The sequence below is a fragment of the Conexibacter stalactiti genome, from assembly GCF_033542075.1.
Lineage (GTDB): Bacteria > Actinomycetota > Thermoleophilia > Solirubrobacterales > Solirubrobacteraceae > Conexibacter > Conexibacter stalactiti.
In genome coordinates, this window is record NZ_JAWSTH010000008.1 from 23,336 (window position 1) to 38,491 (window position 15,156).

Below are 15,156 nucleotides of genomic sequence, written 5' to 3' on the forward strand. Positions count from 1 at the left end.
GCGCGCTCACGGCGCGAGCGCGCCCGCGCCGCACCCCAGCGGACGCAACTCCGCTTGCAGCACCCCCGCGGCACCCAGCCGAACGGCGGCCGGTATGTAGCATCGCGCGCCGTGCTCTGTTCGGGCCATACCGCGGACCTCTGCCACCCGGCACTCGTCTACGCGACGCCCGCGCAGTTCCTCACGTCCGCCGTTCCCTTCCTGCGCGACGGGCTGGAGCACGGCGAGCCCTGTCTCGCGATCACGAGCGCGCGCAACGTCGCGCTGCTGCGCGAGGCGCTCGGCGCCGACGCCGCCGCCGTCGACCTCCACCCCGCCGACGCCTGGCTCACGACGCCGTGGAGAGCGCTCGTCGCCTACCGCCGCTGGGTCGAGCGCAACACCGGCGGCGTCTCCGCGATCGCGCCGCAGCGACGCGTGCGCGTGCTTGCCGAGCCGTTCGCGCCCAATCGCACGGCCGCCGCCGCGCGCGAGTGGACGCGCTACGAGGCGCTGCTGAACGTCGCCTTCGCCGCGCTGCCGCTGACGCTGCTGTGCTCCTACGACGCCGCCGCGCTGCCGGAGACGGTGATCGCCGACGCGCTGCGCGCCCACCCGCAGCTGCTGGAGCCGTCGCAGCAGCTGCGCGAGAACCCCACCTACGTCGACCTGCGCAGCCTCTCGGCCGCGCTCGACGCGGTCGCGCTGGAGCCGGCCGCGACGCCGGTCGCCGAGCAGCAGGTCGACACCGACCTGCACGCGCTGCGCGGCTTCGTCGCCGCGCAGGCTCAGCGCGCGGGCGTGCCGGGCGCGCGCATCTCCGACATGACCTTCGCCGCCCACGAGGTCGCCGCGAACGCCTGCACCCACGGCGGCGGCGACGCCGTCCTGCGCACCTGGACCGCCGACGGCGAGTTCCTCTGCGAGGTCGCCGACCGCGGCGCCGGGATGTCCGACCCGCTCGCCGGCAACGTCGAGCCGGCGGTCACGCAGCCGAGCGGCCGCGGCCTCTGGCTCGCGCGTCAGCTGTGCGACCTCGTGCAGGTGCGCACCGGCGCGGCCGGCACGACGGTGCGCCTGCACGTCACGCTGGGCTGAGCGCCGCCGCCTTCTGCAGGTGGGCGACGAGCAGCCGCTCGACCGTCTCCGGCGCGTCGGCGTACGGCCAGTGGCCGCTCGCCGGCAGCACGTGCACGTCGGCGCTCGGGAAGACGTCCCGCTGGCGCTCGGCGTACTCGGCCGCGAGGTAGGCGTCGTGCTCGCCCCAGATCACCAGCGCCGGCAGGTCGCGCGGCGCCAGCAGAGCGGCCAGCTCTCTCCCGCCCGCGCCGGGGTCGCCGGTCGCGCGGTAGAGCTTCAGGACCGCGCGGCGGGTGCGGCGGTCGTAGTGGTCGTACATCCCGTCGAGGAACTCGCGCGGCAGCCCGCGCGGCTCGCTGCGGTTGACGATCATGCGGAAGGCGGGCCGTGTCGCGGTGTACTGGAACAGCTCGCCGAGCACCGGGGTTCGCCATATGCGCGCCAGCGCGTGCCATCTGTAGCCGGGCAGGACTCCGGTGTCGATCAGCGTCACGCTCGCGAGCCGGTCGGGCCGGCCAGCCGACCAGGCGAGACCTATCGGCCCGCCGAAGTCGTGCACGACGAGGTGGACGCGCTCGATCGCGAGCGTCTCCAGCACCGCGTCGACGAAGCTGGCGTAGCCGCCGACGGTGTGCTCGAAGCCGGCCGGCGCGACCGTCTCGCCGAAGTCGGGCAGGTCGAACGCGACGGCGCGCAGGCCGAGCGCGCCGACGGCATCGACGAAGCGGCCGAAGTCGTCGGCCGAGCCGGGATTGCCGTGGACGAAGACGACCGCCTCGGCGGAGTCCTGCGGGCCGGCGGTGCGCAGCCGCGTGCGGGTCCCGGCGACGTCGAGCGTGCTCATGCCGCCACCGCCTTGCGCGCCTGCCGCGCGTGCACGGCGGCCGCCCGCGGCAGCGCTCTGGCGAGCGCGCGACCAGGCGAGATCGAGCGCGAGCCGAACGCGTCCATCGTCGCCGCGAGCTTGCCGTCGTGGACGGCCGCGGAGAAGACGAACCGCTCGCCGGGGTTGAGCCGGCGGCCCGGGGAGAAGTCCTCGATCACGCGCGCGTGACCGATCATGCCGCGGCGCCAGCGGCGGCGGTAGCGCGCGAGGCCGCCGTCGAGCGCGTCGTCGGCGCCCGGCCCGGCGGCGAGCGGCGCGCCGACGGCGTCGGCGAGCCATTCGGCCGACTGCAGCGCCCAGCCGCAGCCGATCCCCCACAGCGGATCGGTCGCGAGCGCCGCGTCGCCGACGAGCGCCAGCCCCGGCGCGATCGGCTCGTGCTCGACGTTGGGCATCTCGATCTTGCCCTTGACCGTGTCGACCGCTCTCGCCTCGTGGATCGGCGGCGGGTCGGGCAGGTCGGCGAGCAGCTTGACGAGCGCGGCGAGCGGGTCGCGGCGGAACTCCGGCAGCCGCTCCTTCGTCGGCATCGCCGCGTAGAAGGTCAGGCCGGAGTCGGTCGGGAAGCCGGCGGCCCATTGCGGGTCGCACATCCACAGCGAGGCGTCGGGCGCGTGGTCGGGCGCGCCGCCCTCGAAGTAGGTGCCGTAGGCGAAGCGGCCGTGCGGCGTCGTGCGCGTCGCGACGCCGGCCAGTCTCGCGACTCTGGAGCCGCGCCCGTCGGCGCCGACGGTCAGCCGCGCGCGCAGCTCGCGCTCCGCCCCGCCGCGGTCGCGCACGACGACGCCGCGCACGCGCTCGCCGGCGCCGCCGACGAGGTCGACGGCCGTGTGGCCCAGCAGCGACTCGACGCCGGGCGTCGCGAGCGCCGTGTCGCGCAGCAGCGGATCGAGCAGCGAGCGGCGCAGGTTGATCCCGGCGCGGCGCGCGTCCGGCGGCGGCACGATCCAGCCCCAGCGCGTCCAGATGCGGAAGCTGGAGCGGACGGCGCCGGCGTCGAGCATCGGCTGCAGCAGCCCGAGGCGTTCGAGCGCCGGGACCGCGGAGGCCTGGATGAAGTGGGAGCAGACCTGCTTGTAGGCCTGCGGATCGGGCCGCTGCTCGACGAGCGCGACGCGCGCGCCGGCGCGCCCGAGCGCGATCGCCGCCGCGCTACCTGCGAGGCTGCCGCCCACGATGACGGCGTCGAACTCCTCAGCCCGGCCCGGACGTGTCGCCCGCGACGGCGTCTGCGCTTCGGTCACACCCATCTCATCAGCTCCCAGGTCAGTCGTCGCTCCGGTTTCTGACAGTGCAGGGCGTACTATACGGGTCGCACCATGGAACACAAGCCGATCAAACTGAGCGGGACCTCCTACGCCGTGCTCGCGCTGCTCGCCAACATCGGCGAGGCGACGCCGTACGACCTCAAGCAGGCGCTGACGGAGTCGATCGAGAACTTCTGGCCGGTTCCGCACACGACCTTCTACGCCGAGCCGACGCGGCTGGCCGCCGCCGGCTACCTGTCCGAGCGCCAGGAGCAGCACGGCCGGCGGCGCAAGCTCTACGACCTCACCGACGCCGGCCGCGAGGCGCTCGCCGCGTGGGCGGCGCGGGCCGAGGCGGCGCCGCCGCAGCTGCGCGACGAGGCGCTGCTGAAGATCTTCGCCGGCAGCGACCCGGAGCCGCTGCTGCGCGCCCGCCGTGCCTGGCACGTCCGCAAGCTCGCCGAGCTGCGGCCGCTGCTGACCGACGAGAGATGGGCGCTGGCACCCGACGGCGGCCCGCTTCTCACGCTCGGCGCCGGCCTCACGTACCACCAGATGGCGATCGAGGCGATCGACGGCTTCCTCGCCACGCTGAGCGCGCCGATCGCCGCCGAGCCGCCCGCCGCGAGCTGAGCGCTCTCAGCGGACAGCGCCGGTGCGCGTGAGCGTGATCTCCCACGCGACCGTCGTCGTGCCGCGATAGCCGCCGCCGCTGAGCTTGAACGTTCTGCGCGCGAGCAGGATGTGCTGTCTGAACGTCCCGAACAGCTCGCCGGCGGCGATCTTCTCCAGCGACGGGATCTCCGTGATGCCGTTCAGCTCCACGGCGGGGTTGGCGTAGGCAGGGCAGGTTCTGAACTTGGGCGAGATCAGCGGCGCCGGCAGGCCGTCGCCGAGCTTCAGCCTGACGCGGCCGCCGGCGAGCGTGATCGACGGCGAGACGTTGTTGCGCTTGCTGCCGCAGTCGTAGGGTCCGGTGCTGGTGACTCTTCCGGGGTTGCCCATGCAGCTGCCGGCGACCTCCTCGGCCTGCTCGACGCCGTTGCGCGCGATCTTCATCGCCGTGTTGATGCCGAAGCCGTCCTTGCCGGGATCGCCGAGGAAGGTGACCTCACCGGCGGTCCGCCAGGCGGTGAACTTCGCCGGCTTGAGCGTGACCGAGACCTGCTCGGTCCCTCTGCCGCTGAAGCGCACGATCGGCGAGCAGTCGGCGATCGAGCCCATCGGCTCGCGGCTCCAGCTGGTCGTCTGCGTCGCTCTCAGCGAGACCTTGAAGGTCGCGTTCTGCAGCGTCGGGATCGCGGCGTGCGCGGCCGTCGGCAGCGCGACGGCGCCCGCGCTGCTGCCGGCGAGCGCGAGCGCCGCCAGCAGCACGGGGAAGCGGTTCGTTCTCATGCCGCCGAAGCTACGCGCGGGCGGCAGGGATGACAGCGTGTCCCCACCCCAGCATCAGCCCTAGCGTGGTCGCACAACGCCCCGCACGAGCGTCGCGACGCACGCGCCCGCGCCGCGCGCGACGACGGCGCGTTCGACCGCCTCGCCCCGCTCCGGCGTGACGTCGAGGATCGCGAGGTCGGCGCGCGCTCCAGGAACGAGCGCGCCGACCGTCCCGGCGAGCCCGAGCGCGGCGGCGCCTCCGGCGGTCGCGGCATGCAGCAGGCGCGCGTCGAGGTCGTCGCCGCCGTAGCCCTGTTCGCGCGCGAGCCCCCGCAGCGGCGGCAGTTCGCCGAGCAGGTCGAGCGACGGCGCCGAGGCGAGCGAGTCGGTCCCGACGCAGAGCGGGGAGCGCTCCGCCAGGTAGGCGGCCAGCGGCGGCGGCTCGACGCCGATCGTCAGGTTCGAGCGCAGGCAGAGCGCGACCGCCGTGCCGCGCTCGCGCAGCAGCGCGCGGTCGGCGGCGTCGAGCGCGACGCCGTGCGCGACATGGCAGTCGGGTCCGAGCGCGAGCGTGTCGTCGAGGTAGCGCGCGGGGCTGACGCCGGCACCGCCGCGTTCCAGCAGCGCGAGGCTCCAGCCCCAGTCGCGCACGAGCGCCGCCAGCCGCCCGCTGCCGGCGAGCACCAGCTCATGTTCGAGCCGCGACTCGGCGAGATGGGCGTGCAGCCGCAGCCCGCGCGCACGCGCGATCCGCCCGAGGTCGGCGATCACGGCGGTGTCGACGCTGTACGGGGCGTGCGGGGAGATGCCGAGGTGGCGCGCAGCACCCTCCACCCGCGCGAGGAAGCGGTCGCGGCCGCCGGCCGCCCAGCCGGCCTCGTCGTCGCCGAGCGTCTCCAGGAAGGCGACCCCGGCGACGCCCGCGGCGGCGAGCACCTCGCGCGCAGCGTCGTCGGTCACGACGTCGCCGAAGCAGGTGACGCCGGCGCGCAGCGACAGCTCCAATCCCCGACGCGCGGCGTCGCCCCACGCGGCGGCGCCGGAGACCTGCGGATAGCGCGCGTCGAAGGCCGCGCACCACGCCTCGAAGCCGTCGTACGACACGGCGCCGAGCGCGTCGAGATCGCTGTACTGCAGGTGCGTGTGAGCGTTGACGAGCCCCGGCAGCAGCGTCCCCTCCCAGCGTTGCTCAGGCACCTCGGGGTGGGCCGCGCGCAACCGCGCACGCGACCCGACCGCCGCGATCAGCCCGTTGTCGCCGACCAGCACCGCGCCGTCGCGCAGCGGCGGGGTCGCGATCGGGACGACCCAAGGGGCGCTGTGCAGCGTCGCGGCCGGCGGGCTCGCGTCCCTCGCGTCCAGCGCGCGCTCCGCCCGCGCGCTCACCGCCAGTCCCGCGCCATCCGCTCGGTCGCGCTGCGCGGCTCCAGCTCGGCGCCCGCGGCCGCCAGCCGCAGCCGCGCGACGCGCGCGTCGAGCTCCGCCGGCAGCGGATGCAGCCCGGGTGCGAGCCCCGCGCCGTCGCCGGCCAGGTGCGCGAGCGCGAGCGCCTGCAGCGCCAGCGAGCAGTCCATCGCCTCGATCGGATTGCCCTCCGCGGCGGCGACGTTGACGCACTCGCCACCGGCGACCAACAGCAGCCGCCGGCCGTCGAGCCGGTAGGCGTCGAGGTCGCGCGCGAGCGGCTGCGGCGAGCCGCCAGCGGCTGCTCGCAGCGCGCCGACGTCGACCTCCCCGGCGACGCCTCCGGCGACCGCGACGAGCGCGCCGTCGGGCAGCGCCCGCAGCACGTCGAGCCGCACCGTTCGCGCGATCCCGGTGGCGGAGAAGAGCAGGTCGGCGGTCTGCGCGGCACGCGCGAGCGGCGCGACCGCATGGCCGTCGAGCAGCGCCTCCAAGGCGCGATGGGGATCGATCTCGCTGACGGTCACGCGCGCCCCGAGCGCCGCCGCGTGGCGCGCGACGCCGCGACCGACCGGGCCGTAGCCGGCGACCGCGACCGCCTTGCCGCCGAGCAGGATCCCGCTCACGTCGAGGACGGCGGCGACGCACGACTGGCCGGTGCCGTGGCCGTTGTCGGCGATCCGCTTCGTGCGCGCGTCATCGACGGCGAGGACGGGAATCGCCAGCTCGCCGGCGGCCGCCAGCTCGCGCAGCGGGCGCACGCCGCTGGTGGTCTGCTCGCTGCCGCCGCGCAGCGTCGCGAGCACGTCGCGGCGGACGTCGTGGACGCGTCGGAGCGCGTGCGCGCCGTCGTCGACGAGCAGGTCGGGGCGCGTGTCGAGCAGGCCGTCGAGCAGCGCGACGGCGGCGGCCGGCGCGGTCGCGTCCGAGCGCGCGAAGACGGCGATCCCGGCGTGTGCGAGCGCGTCGGCGACGGCGTCGTCGGTCTCCGCGGCGGGCGCGTGCACGGCGACCTGCGCGCCGGCGTCGCGCAGCGTGAGCGCGAGCACGGCCGTCGTCGGGTCGAGCGGCAGCGAGATCGCGATGCGGCGGTCAGCGAGCGTGCTGAGGCCGTCGCCGTCGGCGCCCGGCGCGGCCGAGCCTCCCGGCGACGCGACCGCGGCCAGCACAGGCATTCGCGCCCGCGCCCACGCGATCCGCGCCGCGCCGCCGCTCACAGCCGCTCCGACGTGCGCGCCCCCGCTGTCCGCCGCTCCAGCCATGCCTGCGCGACCGACTCCTCCAGCTCGTGCGGCAGCCGGTGCACGCCGGTCTCCAGCTCGCCGCTGGCGAGGCGGTGCAGTGCCATCCCCTGCAAGGTCAGCAGCGCGTCGGCGGCCTCGGGCGCCAGCCCGTCACCGGCCGGTGAGAGCAGCGCGCTGCCGCCGCCGAGCACATCGCGGCCGGCGGCGTGGACGATCCCGTCGCGCGCGACGACGCCGAGGACCGGCGGCAGCCGGCCCGGCAGGGCGCTCGCGACGAGCGCGCCGGCCGGCAGCTCGGCGATCGCGGCGGCCCGCTCGCAGGCGATCACGATCTCGGCGTCGGGGCCCAGCTCCTCGCTGACGCGGTGGCCGTCGAGCGCGGCGGCGAGCGCGCACAGCGGCTCCTCCTCGACGACGTGGACGTGGCCGCCGAGCGCGCGCACGCTGCGCGCGACCGAGGCGCCGACGTCGCCGTAGCCGAGCACGGCGACGCAGCGGCCGGCGAGCGAGAGGTTCGTCAGCCGCAGCAGCGCCTGCACGACCGCCGGGCCGGCCGCGGCGGAGAAGACGAGCCGCGCGACCGGCGAGCAGCCGATCGCGACGACCGGGGCGTCGAGCGCGTGCGCGACGGCGCCCATCACCGTGCCGGGCTCGACGAGGCCGCGGAGGCCGTACTGCTCGCGCGCGAAGGGGCCGATCGCCAGCTCCGGCCGCTCCTCCACCAGTTCGGCGCCGGCGTCGGCGAGCACTGCCGCGAGCGTCGCGCGCGGTCCGTCGAGCTCCCCCGCGAGGGCGACGCGGCGGCCTGCGAGGGCACCGTCGGCGAGCGTCTCGCGCAACAGGCCGTCAAGCAGCGGGCAGGGGTCGATCGGATCCACTGGGGCGAGTGTAGGAGGCTGCGCGCCGCCTGCGCAGGGTCAATGCGGAACTGCGGGTCGTGACGATTGCGTGAGCGTTCTCACGGGAGGGTGGACGTGGATGCGGGCATACCGCTACAACGTAGGCAGCCCCCCATGTCCAGAAGGAGCGAACCATGGCGCATCAGACGATCAGCGAAGACCATCATCCGACGCTGCGGCACAACGACCGCGAGGCGATCGGCGCCGAGCTGCAGGCGGTGCTCGTCACGCTGATCGACCTGTCGCTGCTGGGCAAGCAGGCCCACTGGAACATCGTCGGCCCGAACTTCCGCTCGCTGCACCTCTTCCTCGACGAGCTCGTCGACGCCTGGCGACTCGCCTCCGACGAGGTCGCCGAGCGCGCGGTCGCGCTCGGCTATCAGCCGGACGGCCAGGTCAGAACGGTCGCGGCGCGCACGATCCTCTCCCCACTGCCCGAGGGGCAGCTGCTCGACCAGGACGTGATCGCCGCCGTCACGCGCCTGCTGACCGACGCGATCGGCGACATCCGCAACCGCATGGACAAGCTGGAGGACGTCGACACCGTCACGGCCGACCTGCTCCACGGCGTCGTCCAGGGGCTCGAGGAGAACCTCTGGATGATCCGCGTCCAGGCCGGCTGACCCCCTCCCTCGCCGCGCCGCGCTCATCGGACGGGCGCGGCGCCGGCGCGCCTCGACCGCGGCGTTAGGATCGGCCCGTGCTCGCCGTCCTCTACGACGTCCACGGCAACCTGCCGGCGCTCGACGCGGTCCTCGCCGACGCGGACGCGGCCGGCGCCGCGCGCTGGCTGCTCGGCGGCGACTACGCGCTCTTCGGAGCGTGGCCGCTGGAGACGGTCGAGCGCCTGCGCGCGCTGCGCGGCGCGACCTGGATCCGCGGCAACGGCGAGCGCTGGACCAACGCGCCCGCGGAGGCGCCGCCGCCGGTGCGCCCGGCGGCGCGCTGGTGCGCGAAGCAGCTCGGCTCCGCGCTGGTGGCGCAGCTCGCGGCACTGCCTGAGCAGGCCGTGCTCGACGGCGACCTGCGCTGCTGCCACGCCTCGCCGCTCTCCGACATGGCAGGGCTGACGCCCTCGCCGAGCCCCGGCGAACCGGCGCTGCTGACCGAGCTGCGCGAGCCGCGGCTGGTCGTCGGCCACACCCACGTCCAGTTTCACCGCGGCGCGAGCGCGCGCGGCGCGGGCACGGGCGGCGGCGCAGGCGCGGGCGGCGCGGGCGCGCTGGAGCTGCTGAACCCGGGCAGCGTCGGGATGCCGTTCGACGGCGACCCGCGCGCCGCCTACGCGCTGCTCGGCGACGACGGCGCGATCGAGCTGCGCCGCGTCGCCTACGACCACCGCGCCTCGGCCGCCGCCGTGCGCGAGCGGCTCGGCGGCGAGATCGGGGACCTCGTCGCGCGCCGGATCGAGCAGTCCCGCATCGACCCGCGGTAGGCGGTCGGCCGCGCGCCGGCCGGTTCAGCGGCTGGCGGCGACCGCGGCGGGCGGGACGACGATCCGCTCCCCTGGTCTGATGCAGGCGCGCGTGATCAGCTCGGCGACGACGATCGCGCTCAGCAGCTCGACGGCGAGCAGCGCGAGCAGCACGGTCAGCTGGATCCGCGCGGCGGCAGCGGGCGAGGCGCCGCCGAGCAGCAGGCCGACGAAGGTGCCGGGCAGCGTCACGAGGCCGACGCTGCGCGTCTGGTCGATCGCCGGGACGAGCCCGGTCGTGATCGCCTGGCGGGTGAACGGCGCGAGCGCGGTGCGAGCGGCGTCGCCAAGCGCCAGCCGCGCCTCCAGCTCGTCACCGCCGCGCGCGAGCGCTTCCAGCAGCCGGCGGCCGGTCAGCGTCGTGGCGGCCATCGCGCCGCCGATCAGGATGCCGGCGGTCGGGATCGCGGCGCGCGGCGTCACGTCGAAGGCGCCGACGGCAAGCAGGATCGCCGTCGCGGACAGCGCCGGCAGCGCGATCGCCAACGCCGCCGCGCGGCGCGCGCCTGGGAGGCCGCGCAGTCGTCCGCCGGCCGTCAGCGCCGCGGTCACCACCATCACCGCGACGAACGCGACCGCCAGCGCCGGGACGCGGAAGACGAGCGCGACGACGGCTCCGACGGCGGCGAGCTGCACGGCGGCCCGCACGGCCGCCGTCACCAGCGGTCGTGCCAACCCGAGCCGGTAGTGCCAGGCGAGCAGCGCGGCGCCGATCGCGAACGCGGCGCCCGCGACGACCTGAGCGACGGCCTGACTCATCGCCTCTCCGCCCCGCGCTCGGCATCAGCCCCACCGAGGATCTCCTCCGGCGTGCCGGTGACGGCGCGGCCATCGCGCAGCGTGATCGCGCGGTCGGCGACGGCAGCCGCGAAGCCGAGGTCGTGCGTCGCCGCGAGCACGCCGAGGCCGTCGCCGGCGAGCCGCCGCAGCGTCTCGCCGACGTGTCCGGCGGCGGCGGCGTCGAGCGCGGCGGTCGGCTCGTCGAGCAGCAGCAGCTCCGGGCCGCGCGTGAGCGCGCGGGCGAGCGTGACGCGCGCCCGTTCGCCCCCCGACAGCTCATCCGCTGGACGGTCGAGGAAGCTGGCGTCGAGTCCGGCGGCCGCGAGCGCGCGCGCCAGCGCCGCATCGCCGCTGTCATCCCGTTCGGTCAGGCCATACGCGAGGTTGTCACGCACGGTCCCCGGCAGCATCACCGGCACCTGGCCGACGAGCCCGACGCGCCGCCGCAGCGCGCAGGCCTCGATGCCGTCGACGTCAGCGCCGTCGAGCAGGACCGTTCCACCGTCGGGTTGCAGCAGCCGGTTGCAGCAGCGCAGCAGCGTGCTCTTGCCACTTCCCGACGGCGCGACGACGACGGTGACCGTGCCCTTCGGCACGTCGAAGGAGAGATCGCGCAGGACCGGCCGGCCGCCGAGCGCGACCGACAGCCCGTGCACCCGCAGCCCCGGCGCCGCCTCGTCACGTTCGCTGGCCATCGGGCAACGCTAGCGCGCGCGGACGCGCCCAGGTCGGCGAGCTGTCGACCACGCCCGCTCGCGACACCGCCCCTATGCTCCAGGCCATGACCGCTGTGCGGCTCATGCGCGTGGCGCTGTCTGCCAGCTGCTCCCCCACGGCCGCGCTGCGCGCGCTGGCCGGCGAACCGTGGCCGTTCGCGTTGACCGGTCGCTGGGCCGGCGGCGGCGCGATCGTCGGCTGCGCGCCGCTGCGGCTCGCGGCCCCGGACGACGACCCCTTCGCGCTGCTCGACGAGCTGCCCTCGCTCGCGCCGGGCGCGCGCGAGGAGGCGCCGCCGGAGGCGGTCGGCGGCGGCTGGTTCGGCTGGCTCGGCTACCGCCTCGGAGCGCGTGTCGAGCAGCTCTCGCCCGCGCCGCCGCGACCGGTCGCGCTGCCGGCGTTCCAGCTCGCCTACTACGACCACCTCCTGCGCCTCGACGCCGCCGGCCGCTGGTGGTTCGAGGCGCTCGCGACGCCCGCCCGCGAGCGCGCGCTCGGCGCGCGGCTCGACCGGCTCGACGGGCTGTTGGAGACTGCCGCCGCCGCGCCCGCGCCCCCTGCGAACCACCCTGCCTTTCACATCGCCGGTGACGGCGCCGCCGCGCACCTCGCCGCCGTCGCGGACTGCCGCGAGCGGATCGCCGCGGGCGAGCTGTTCCAGGCGAACGTCTGCCTGCGCTTCGAGGCCGAGTGGCCGAGCGGCGACGTCGTCGACCTCTACGCCCGCGCTCAGGAGCGGCTGGCGCCGGCCTATGGCGGGGTCTTCCCGGCACCGTGGGGCGGGATCGCCTCGCTCTCCCCCGAGCTGTTCCTGCGACGGCGCGGCCGGCAGGTCGAGAGCGCGCCGATCAAGGGCACGATCGCGCGCGCCGAGCACGCCGACGAGCGGCCCGCGGCGGCCGCGGCGCGAGCGCGTCTGCTCGCGTCGGCCAAGGACCACGCCGAGCACGTGATGATCGTCGACCTGATGCGCAACGACCTCGGGCGCGTCTGCGAGTACGGCTCGATCGCCGCCGCCTCCGCCCCCGAAGCCCAAGCCCACCCCGGCCTGTGGCATCTCGTCTCACCCGTGCGCGGCACGCTGCGGGCGGCGGTCGGCGACGGCGAGCTGCTGCGCGCGACGTTCCCGCCCGGCTCCGTCACCGGCGCGCCGAAGGTCCAGGCGCTACACGTGATCAACGCGCTGGAGGGGACCGCGCGGGAGCTGTACACCGGCGCCGTCGGCTACGCGAGCCCGTTCGCGGGGCTGGAGCTGAACGTCGCGATCCGCACCTTCGAAGCCCGCGCCGGCCACCTCTGGCTCGGCGCCGGCGGCGGCATCGTCGCCGACTCCGATCCGCTCGCAGAGCTGGAGGAGTGCCATGTGAAGGCGCGCCCGCTGATCGCCGCGATCGGCGGCACGCTCCCCGCCGCGCCCGCGCGACCCGCGCCCCCCGCCGCGCCAGCCGCCCTGCGCCGTCCGCGGCGGCGGCCCGATCCCGGCCGCGGGCTGTTCGAGACGCTCCTGGCCCGCGACGGCGTCGCCGAGCACGCCGACGCGCACCTCGCGCGCCTCTCCGCCAGCGCACGGACGCTGTACGGCGTCGCGCTTCCGGCCGACCTCCCGGCTCGCGTCGCGGCGGTCGCCGCGGCGACGGCGACCGCCACCGAGACGACCACCACCGCCTCACGCCTCAGAATCGTGCTGACCGCGGCCGGTGAGGCGGACGTGCTGCTCGCTCCGCTGGCCGCCCGCACGCTTCCCGTGACGCTCGTGCCGTTCACGCTGCCGGGCGGTCTCGGCGGGCACAAGTGGCTCGACCGCGAGCTGCTCGACCAGCTCACGGTCGAGGCGCGGCAGGAGAGCGGCGACGCCGGCGCGACGCCGCTGCTGCTCGACGGCGCCGGCGCGGTGCTGGAAGCGTCATGGGCCAACGTGCTCGCGGTCGAGGGCGACACGCTCCTCACGCCGCCCGCCGACGGACGGATCCTCCCGGGCGTCACACGCGCGCTGCTGCTCGCGCGCGCGGCCGGCGAAGCCCTCACCGCGCCGAACGGCGCCGCGGTCCGCCGCGCCGTCGAGCAGCCGCTCTCGCTCGACCGTCTCGCGCGCGCAGACGCGATCCTGCTCACGAGCGCCGCGGCCGGCGCCGTTCCCGCCGTGCTGCAGGGGGCTTCGGGCCCAGAACGCGAAACGGCCCGCCTGCCCCGTCGAAACGGGGCAGGCGGGCCGGAAAGCGATCCGCTGTCGCGGAGCCGCGACTAGCGCGCGGTCGCGTTCAGCGAAGCGGTTGCGATCTCGGCGCCGGGCGCGAAGATCGGTCTGCCGAACAGCTGGTTGAGCGCCGTAGCGGCGAACTCGTTCAGTCTGACCGCGCCGGCCACTCTGACCGTCCGCGTCGCCGGGTCGATCGCCGGCGCGCCGCTGAGCGCGATGTCGGCGATCGTGCCGAGGTTGACGCCGAGCGTCACCGTCGAGCCGAGCGTGATGACCGGATCGCTGAGCGCCAGCGTCCCGAGCGTCAGGCCACCGCTGTGGGTGATTCTGCCGGACAGGTTCGTCGTGTTCACGACGCCGCCGGTGACCGGGAAGATCAGGCCGCCGGTCGCCGGGTCAGCGGTCGCCGGGGCGACCGGGGCGACGTTGACGCCGAGCGCTCTCAAGCCGCCGGCCGTCTGCGCGTTGAACGTCAGCGTCGTGGAGCCTCTGTCGAAGGCGATCTCGTCGGTCGTCGGATCGACGGCCGCCGTGCCGAGCGCGAGGCCCGACTTGAACGTTCTGACGCCGAACGCTCTGTTGAGCGTGCCGGCAGCAGCCTTGCCGAGCTTGACCTTGACGCCCGCGACGCTCGTCGCGAAGCCGTCGCGCGAGACCTTGCCGCCGGACAGCGAGCCGACCGTGATCGTTCTGCTGCCGCTCTTGGCGGTGACCGTCTTCTTGCCCGTGTTGAGCGTGATCGCGGTCAGCGCGACCTTCGTTCTGCCCATTCTGAGCGTCAGGCCGCCCTTGTGAGCGATCGTGCCCTTCGCGTTCGCGGGGTCGATGTCGCCGCCGCTGATCGGGAATCTGGCCGTGGTGCCAGAGACCTTCGCGGGCTTGTTCGCCGCGACGGTGATGCCGGCGCTTCTGAGCGCTCTGACCGTCTTGCCGTCAAGCTTGAGCGTGGTGGTGCCGCCGTCAAGCTCAACGGTGTCCGCAGCATTGGCCGGAGCGGCGACGGCGAACGTCGCGGCCACGGCAGTCGCCACTGCGAGGCGGCCGTGCCAACCGTACCTCGATCTCATGACGAGTCCTTTCATAGATGGGGGGAATCTCCTCGACAGCGGAACCTACGGGTACCGCCGAATGCATGTCAAACCCGATACGTCCCCCAAGGGTTTCGGTGGTTAACCAGGCCAATGCGCCAACTCCTACCGACGCCATACCGTTGCCGGCCGCCGATCATGCGACAGTGAGCGAGCCGTGATGCGCCGAAGCAGCCCGTCAACCACCGAGCTCCGCATCGCCGACGGCCTTCGCCGCGGGGACCCGGACGCGGTGCGCGCGCTCTACGCCGAGTACGGCCCGCCGACGCTCGCGGCGATCTCCGACACGCTCGGCGACCGCAACGCCGCGGAGGACGTCTTCCAGCAGGTTCTGCTCGAAGCGTGGCTGCGCTGCGACTCCTACGACCCGACGCGCGCCTCGCTGCGCACGTGGCTGGCGACGATCGCGCGCTCGCGTGCGATCGACCATCTGCGGCGCAGGATCCCGGAGCCGTTCGACCCCGCCGACGCCGGGCCCGACACCGCCGGCGAGCGCGAGCCGGCGGCCGACGTCGTCGACCGCATGGTCGTCGACGGGCTGCTCGCGCGTCTGTCGCCGGTCGAGGCCGAGGTCGTGCGGCTGCACTTCCACCTCGGCTTCAGCCAGAGCCAGATCGTCACCCACACGGGCATACCGCTCGGCACCGTCAAGTCCCGCATCGCAAGCGCGCTGAGGCGGCTCCGGGTGATGCTGGAAGAGGAGGAGCGCACGCCGCTCTGAGGTGCGCGGGGCGCGGCGTGCGGCGCGCGCCAGGCGCGATCGGGGCGCGCACGCGGCGCACCC

General features: G+C 75.4%; 15 protein-coding genes. 6 read left to right on the forward strand and 9 right to left on the reverse strand.

Annotation, left to right across the window (positions count from 1 at the left end; translation table 11 throughout):
* Window positions 1–111: 111 nt before the first annotated feature.
* Window positions 112–1,077, forward strand: coding sequence for a sensor histidine kinase (locus R7226_RS05145; protein ID WP_318595965.1), 966 nt, complete (start codon window positions 112–114; stop codon window positions 1,075–1,077).
* Here R7226_RS05145 and R7226_RS05150 read toward each other — a convergent pair.
* Window positions 1,064–1,903 (reverse strand): alpha/beta fold hydrolase, encoded by an 840-nt coding sequence (locus R7226_RS05150; protein ID WP_318595966.1) that lies wholly within the window; start codon window positions 1,901–1,903, stop codon window positions 1,064–1,066. The two genes, R7226_RS05145 and R7226_RS05150, sit on opposite strands and share 14 nt — an antisense overlap.
* Window positions 1,900–3,189 (reverse strand): NAD(P)/FAD-dependent oxidoreductase, encoded by a 1,290-nt coding sequence (locus R7226_RS05155; RefSeq protein WP_318595967.1) that lies wholly within the window; start codon window positions 3,187–3,189, stop codon window positions 1,900–1,902. Before R7226_RS05155 ends, R7226_RS05150 begins: the two co-directional genes overlap by 4 nt.
* 75 nt (window positions 3,190–3,264) lie before the next feature.
* On the opposite strand from R7226_RS05155, the gene R7226_RS05160 reads away from it, so the two are divergent.
* The gene (locus R7226_RS05160) at window positions 3,265–3,825 is read left to right on the forward strand and encodes a PadR family transcriptional regulator (RefSeq protein WP_318595968.1); all 561 of its coding nucleotides are present in this window, start codon (window positions 3,265–3,267) and stop codon (window positions 3,823–3,825) included.
* Between the two features lie 6 nt (window positions 3,826–3,831).
* Here the strand turns inward: R7226_RS05160 and R7226_RS05165 are convergent, their stop codons facing one another.
* The 4 genes from R7226_RS05165 to R7226_RS05180 are packed head-to-tail and all read right to left on the reverse strand — an operon-like array spanning window position 3,832 to window position 8,095.
* Window positions 3,832–4,587 carry a hypothetical protein gene (locus tag R7226_RS05165; RefSeq protein ID WP_318595969.1) on the reverse strand — a complete coding sequence of 252 codons (756 nt, stop codon included), beginning with the start codon at window positions 4,585–4,587 and terminating at the stop codon, window positions 3,832–3,834.
* Between the two features lie 60 nt (window positions 4,588–4,647).
* The gene (locus tag R7226_RS05170) at window positions 4,648–5,955 is read right to left on the reverse strand and encodes an amidohydrolase family protein (RefSeq protein ID WP_318595970.1); all 1,308 of its coding nucleotides are present in this window, start codon (window positions 5,953–5,955) and stop codon (window positions 4,648–4,650) included.
* Window positions 5,952–7,190, reverse strand: coding sequence for an adenosylhomocysteinase (locus R7226_RS05175; protein WP_318595971.1), 1,239 nt, complete (start codon window positions 7,188–7,190; stop codon window positions 5,952–5,954). Before R7226_RS05175 ends, R7226_RS05170 begins: the two co-directional genes overlap by 4 nt.
* A complete protein-coding gene (locus tag R7226_RS05180) occupies window positions 7,187–8,095 on the reverse strand; it encodes a Rossmann-fold NAD(P)-binding domain-containing protein (RefSeq protein WP_318595972.1) in 909 nt (302 codons plus the stop codon). The genes R7226_RS05175 and R7226_RS05180 overlap by 4 nt, the downstream gene beginning before the upstream one ends.
* Before the next feature lie 155 nt (window positions 8,096–8,250).
* Between R7226_RS05180 and R7226_RS05185 the strand changes: the two genes are divergently transcribed.
* The gene (locus tag R7226_RS05185; protein ID WP_318595973.1) at window positions 8,251–8,739 is read left to right on the forward strand and encodes a Dps family protein; all 489 of its coding nucleotides are present in this window, start codon (window positions 8,251–8,253) and stop codon (window positions 8,737–8,739) included.
* Between the two features lie 77 nt (window positions 8,740–8,816).
* Window positions 8,817–9,551 (forward strand): metallophosphoesterase family protein, encoded by a 735-nt coding sequence (locus R7226_RS05190; RefSeq protein WP_318595974.1) that lies wholly within the window; start codon window positions 8,817–8,819, stop codon window positions 9,549–9,551.
* A gap of 24 nt (window positions 9,552–9,575) precedes the next feature.
* Here R7226_RS05190 and R7226_RS05195 read toward each other — a convergent pair whose 3' ends face one another.
* Window positions 9,576–10,349: an ABC transporter permease gene (locus R7226_RS05195; RefSeq protein WP_318595975.1), complete on the reverse strand. Its 774-nt coding sequence runs from the start codon at window positions 10,347–10,349 to the stop codon at window positions 9,576–9,578.
* Window positions 10,346–11,065 (reverse strand): ABC transporter ATP-binding protein, encoded by a 720-nt coding sequence (locus R7226_RS05200; RefSeq protein WP_318595976.1) that lies wholly within the window; start codon window positions 11,063–11,065, stop codon window positions 10,346–10,348. The genes R7226_RS05195 and R7226_RS05200 overlap by 4 nt, the downstream gene beginning before the upstream one ends.
* An 86-nt stretch (window positions 11,066–11,151) precedes the next feature.
* On the opposite strand from R7226_RS05200, the gene R7226_RS05205 reads away from it, so the two are divergent.
* Window positions 11,152–13,332, forward strand: coding sequence for a bifunctional chorismate-binding protein/class IV aminotransferase (locus R7226_RS05205; protein WP_318595977.1), 2,181 nt, complete (start codon window positions 11,152–11,154; stop codon window positions 13,330–13,332).
* Here the strand turns inward: R7226_RS05205 and R7226_RS05210 are convergent.
* A complete protein-coding gene (locus R7226_RS05210; protein WP_318595978.1) occupies window positions 13,329–14,303 on the reverse strand; it encodes a hypothetical protein in 975 nt (324 codons plus the stop codon). The two genes, R7226_RS05205 and R7226_RS05210, sit on opposite strands and share 4 nt — an antisense overlap.
* Window positions 14,304–14,532: 229 nt before the next feature.
* On the opposite strand from R7226_RS05210, the gene R7226_RS05215 reads away from it, so the two are divergent.
* Window positions 14,533–15,093, forward strand: coding sequence for an RNA polymerase sigma factor (locus R7226_RS05215; RefSeq protein WP_318595979.1), 561 nt, complete (start codon window positions 14,533–14,535; stop codon window positions 15,091–15,093).
* Window positions 15,094–15,156: the final 63 nt, after the last annotated feature.